General features: G+C 36.2%; 5 protein-coding genes. 3 read left to right on the plus strand and 2 right to left on the minus strand.

Translation table 11 applies throughout. The annotated features are described in order from the left end of the window. On the minus strand, positions 1 to 379 hold a 379-nt coding region (locus ACVOLR_RS19865), incomplete at its 3' end, for a hypothetical protein (protein WP_481537963.1). A gap of 245 nt (positions 380 to 624) precedes the next feature. Here ACVOLR_RS19865 and mobQ point away from each other — a divergent pair. The 3 genes from mobQ (at position 625) to ACVOLR_RS19880 (ending at position 3,447) form a co-directional block, all read left to right on the plus strand. Then, positions 625 to 1,776, plus strand: a complete 1,152-nt coding sequence (gene mobQ / locus ACVOLR_RS19870) for a MobQ family relaxase (RefSeq protein WP_481537964.1) — start codon at positions 625 to 627, stop codon at positions 1,774 to 1,776. A 538-nt stretch (positions 1,777 to 2,314) separates the two neighbouring features. Beyond that, positions 2,315 to 3,181: a replication initiation protein gene (locus ACVOLR_RS19875; RefSeq protein WP_059056862.1), complete on the plus strand. Its 867-nt coding sequence runs from the start codon at positions 2,315 to 2,317 to the stop codon at positions 3,179 to 3,181. Beyond that, positions 3,178 to 3,447: a MalT transcriptional regulator family protein gene (locus ACVOLR_RS19880; protein WP_059056864.1), complete on the plus strand. Its 270-nt coding sequence runs from the start codon at positions 3,178 to 3,180 to the stop codon at positions 3,445 to 3,447. Before ACVOLR_RS19875 ends, ACVOLR_RS19880 begins: the two co-directional genes overlap by 4 nt. 236 nt (positions 3,448 to 3,683) lie before the next feature. Here the strand turns inward: ACVOLR_RS19880 and ACVOLR_RS19885 are convergent, their stop codons facing one another. Then, positions 3,684 to 3,968 (minus strand): conjugal transfer protein TraD, encoded by a 285-nt coding sequence (locus tag ACVOLR_RS19885; protein ID WP_079843899.1) that lies wholly within the window; start codon positions 3,966 to 3,968, stop codon positions 3,684 to 3,686. Between the last annotated feature and the right edge of the window lie 119 nt (positions 3,969 to 4,087).

Genomic DNA, 4,087 nt, shown 5'->3' on the forward strand with positions numbered 1-4,087 from the left:
CCCCAAAAATATTAAATGCTTTTTGCATTCCTCTAATATTTGAATATTCAAAATGTTTAATAATGCACTCTGCTAAAATTAATTTTTCCTTATCACTCAATTCATTTATTTTTTTAAAAACAAGGTTCTCATCCGTGTTAATGTCTTTAATGCCTTCTGTTACCTTATCCTCGACAAGAGAACTAATTGCCGAGCTAAGGTAATACTCTAACCTTTCAAAATCTTTATGCCCGTTATCAGCAAAGAACTTTTTGTTTTTTATTATTTGCCCCGTAATAACATGCCCATGCTCTATTAATATGCTTTCAGATGCCTCTAATATGTATTTAAAAACACTTTCGATTCTTGCACCTTCTGCCTCTGTTATAAGTTTATTCATAATACCCTCCTAATTATTTATTTTGTTATTTATTACCTCCATTATTTACTTTAGTCAAATATATTTTAGAATAAAATAAATAATATTTAATATTGGGCGAAGCCTGGGGTTCATTACTTATTATTTTGAGGTGCAACCGAAAAAATAATATTAGTAATGCCCACTTATACACTCGTTCCGAGTGTGTGGGCCCTGCGGGGCTAAAACCCAAAATTCAAAAGATAAAAAAAGTAAGGGGGTAGCCTATGGCTATATATCATTTAAGTTTTAAATTGTGCAAAAGGTCAGAGGGTAAATCTTCCGTCTATTTGGCTGCATATCAAAACAGGAACAAATTTACAGATAACCGAACGGGTGCCGTGTGGAATTACAGCAAAAAAGAAGGCTTTGACGGTTCGCTAATCCTGGCACCTCCAGAGGCTCCAGGTTGGCTCACAGAGTCCTCTGAAGCCCTTTGGAATGAGGTTGAGAGGACAGAACGACAGAAGAACGGACAGACAGCAAGGTACTTTGATGTTGCCCTGCCGGTGGAGCTGAACGACAAACAAAAAAAAGACCTTTTAATAAAATACTGTCAGGAGAATTTCGTAGATGAGGGAATGATTGCCGATATTGCATTCCACGATCTAAATAGTAAAAATCCCCATGCTCATGTAATGTTAACAATGAAAAATGTTGGGCCAGAGGGATTTTTAACAAAAAACAGAGAATGGAATGATAAGAAATGTTTAGAAGCCTGGAGGCAAAATTGGGAAGTTATTACCAATGATGCATTAAAAAAATATGGTCATAAATCCCGTATTGATTGCCGAACCCTGGAAGAACAAAAAGAAGAAGCTGAAAGAAAGGCAATCTTTGCAAAAACTCCAAAAGCAAAAGCAACCTGGATCGCTAAATCTATCAGGTTAGACAGAACGCCGATGACCCGCATTCACAGGCATAATTGGAAAGCTGGGCAGAAATTAAGAAAATTGGAGCAAGAAGAAAGGAAGATTTTATATAAAAAGGCTTCGTTAACATATCACCAAATGACTAAACCCATTGAACCTGAGCAATCTATGAAAATAGAAAAAACGCCAATAGCTCAAAAAATAAAATCTATATTCGAAACTGCCAAAAATAAATTAAATTCGAAAATCGCTGACTTTTTCAAGTCTAAACCAAAAAAAGAAAATCCTGAAAAATTCCAAAGTAGTTATATTATTGATGAATTTGGAGAACATATTAAAAAAGAAGACTATGAAAATTATGATAAGAATAACAAAGCAAAAATTAAATTAGACCTTGAAAAAGATAAAGGAGGCGACGACGATGATGATGATGATCACGACGGAGCTGGAACAATTGATATAGATATGACACCGGAACCAACCACCAAGAGGAAATTAAAAATATAGTATATAGGGCTATATATCAGCATATAGTAGTATCACTTAATACAACTTAATATTATTTGATACTATACTATAATATACTACATTCTTAGAGTTGTGATCCGGGCTGGCTCTAATTCTCCTTTATGAATTTTCACAGCCTCCTCTACGGACTTAATAAGCATTTTAAAAAATTTACTATGCTTATTTCTTTTCCGTTTTTTCTGCACTTTCTTTTTTTTCATATATTCACCTAAAAAATCGAATCGCCAATTTTTCTTCGAACAATACTCTTTTTTCTTTTTCTATTGTTTTTCTATCTTCGGTAATGCTTCGCACCATAGATCTGATAGTAATGCTTTGCTCTTGTATGTAAAGAACTGCCCCAACTTCGTTGGGCTGTTATCTGATATGGTTAAGGTTCACTACTTGACAAACTTTTCAGATCGGTTAGAACTGGTACGGGATTGAAAAATCTATAAAAATAAAAACCCCACCCCTCTGTGATTGTTTTGGCGACAGAACAGAGGAGCAGGGCCAGATAAAAAAGGACTGAATAAAAATGATAATACAAGAAGAACATAACATCGATTTTTTTAAAAATCAAATGCCTAACAAGCCTTATTGTACAAATAACCTCGATATGGGATTAAGCATAAGGAACAAGGCAAAAGCCTTAGAAATGCTGTATTTACAGGCAAATCAGCCAGCCATCCAAACTTGCTTACTCTTTGATTTAGATAAGAAAAACTCATTCTATACATTTGAGAAGGTGGGTTTACCCATACCTCACTTTATTACAAAAACACCAAAGACAGGTCGTTGCCATTACGGGTACATGCTGAAAGCCGGTGTTTGTAAGACACAACAAGCAAGGTTGAAGCCGTTGAAGTATGCCGCTGCCGTTGAAATGGCTATGGCGAAAAAACTCAAAGCAGATCTGGGATTTGCTGGATTGATTACAAAAAATCCACTCAATGATCACTGGTCGCCGTTCTGGTCAGGTGCTGACCTTTACGACCTGGATTATTTAGCTGATTTTGTAGACTTAGAAAAGCCTCAAATACAAGAGAAAAAAAGCGAGGCTTATGGTTTAGGTCGCAATGTTAATTTGTTTGAAGACCTACGACAATATGCTTACAGAACGGTTTTAAATTTCAAAAAAATATCCACTTTCGAGAAATTCGAAAACGAACTACTATTAAAGGCACAGGGCTTAAACACTTTTTGCAATCCACAAAATCCGTTACAATACAAAGAGATAAAGGCAACGGTTAGAAGTGTAGCCCGTTGGACCTGGAAAAATTTTGATAGCCATACATTTAGTTTAATTCAATCTGCACGAGGTTTAAAAAATAAAGGAAAGGCTAAAAAAACAACAAATAAAAATATTAAGTCTATGCTTGATTTTATAGGAGGTGAAAAATGAGAAGAAGCACAATAAGAAAAGGTTTAACTCAAAAAGAAATGGCTGAAAGATTTAATATATCTGTTAAAACGGTAAAAAAATATACATCCGAACCGCGTGAACAATACGAAAAAACAGCGGCTGATCGTCGTCGTCAGGCTTACGAACTACGAAGCCAGGGGCTGAAATGGCAACAGGTAGCCGACAAAATGGGCTGTTCGTATCACGGAGCCGTTGCCCTGTATCGCCGTTATGTTGCCTTAGATATGCCTCAAAACAGCCTGTAACGACTTCTAAGCAGTTTTTCCCCCTAACCTAACCAAACCCTCCACCCCTGGGGGGATTTTTTCCCCTTTCCCCGTATCCGGGCTTGTGTCTGGATAGGTGAGGGACACTCTGGTACCAACAAATCAACAAACCCACCCAGCCACCAGAGGCCCTCTGGCAACCTTAAAACCTCCAGCCTACGGCTGGCAACCCTTCACAATGAAAAACCAGCCAAGATCGGCTGGTTTTTTATTGTTCACGGTTTACGATTTTCATTCTTCCACTCTTCTAAAATATTTAATCCTAATCGTGTGAATTCTTGTTTTTCTTCTTCGTCAAGTTCATTTATTTTACTTAACAATCCAAGAATTAAAGCCTTGTTAATTTCCTCTGGTTTTTTACCTAAAACCTTAGCCACTTCTGCACCCAGGATTATTTTTTGTCTTGTTTCTTCCCTTCTGTCCTGTCTTGCTTTTTTTGTTCTTAATGCTTGTAGTTTATTTTGCAAATCTGCGATCTGCTGTGCTGTCGATTTACTCATTCATTACCCCCCAAAAATATTAAATGCTTTTTGCATTCCTCTAATATTTGAATATTCAAAATGTTTAATAATGCACTCTGCTAAAATTAATTTTTCCTTATCACTCAATTCATTTATTT

The sequence above is a fragment of the Stenotrophomonas sp. STEN030 genome (assembly GCF_056759995.1).

Excerpts from the sequence above, each read along its gene's own strand:
- ACVOLR_RS19875 (WP_059056862.1), top strand. The coding sequence starts at position 2,315 with ATGATAATACAAGAAGAACATAACATCGATTTTTTTAAAAATCAAATG.
- ACVOLR_RS19885 (WP_079843899.1), bottom strand. The coding sequence starts at position 3,968 with ATGAGTAAATCGACAGCACAGCAGATCGCAGATTTGCAAAATAAACTA.
- ACVOLR_RS19880 (WP_059056864.1), top strand. The coding sequence starts at position 3,178 with ATGAGAAGAAGCACAATAAGAAAAGGTTTAACTCAAAAAGAAATGGCT.
- mobQ (WP_481537964.1), top strand. The coding sequence starts at position 625 with ATGGCTATATATCATTTAAGTTTTAAATTGTGCAAAAGGTCAGAGGGT.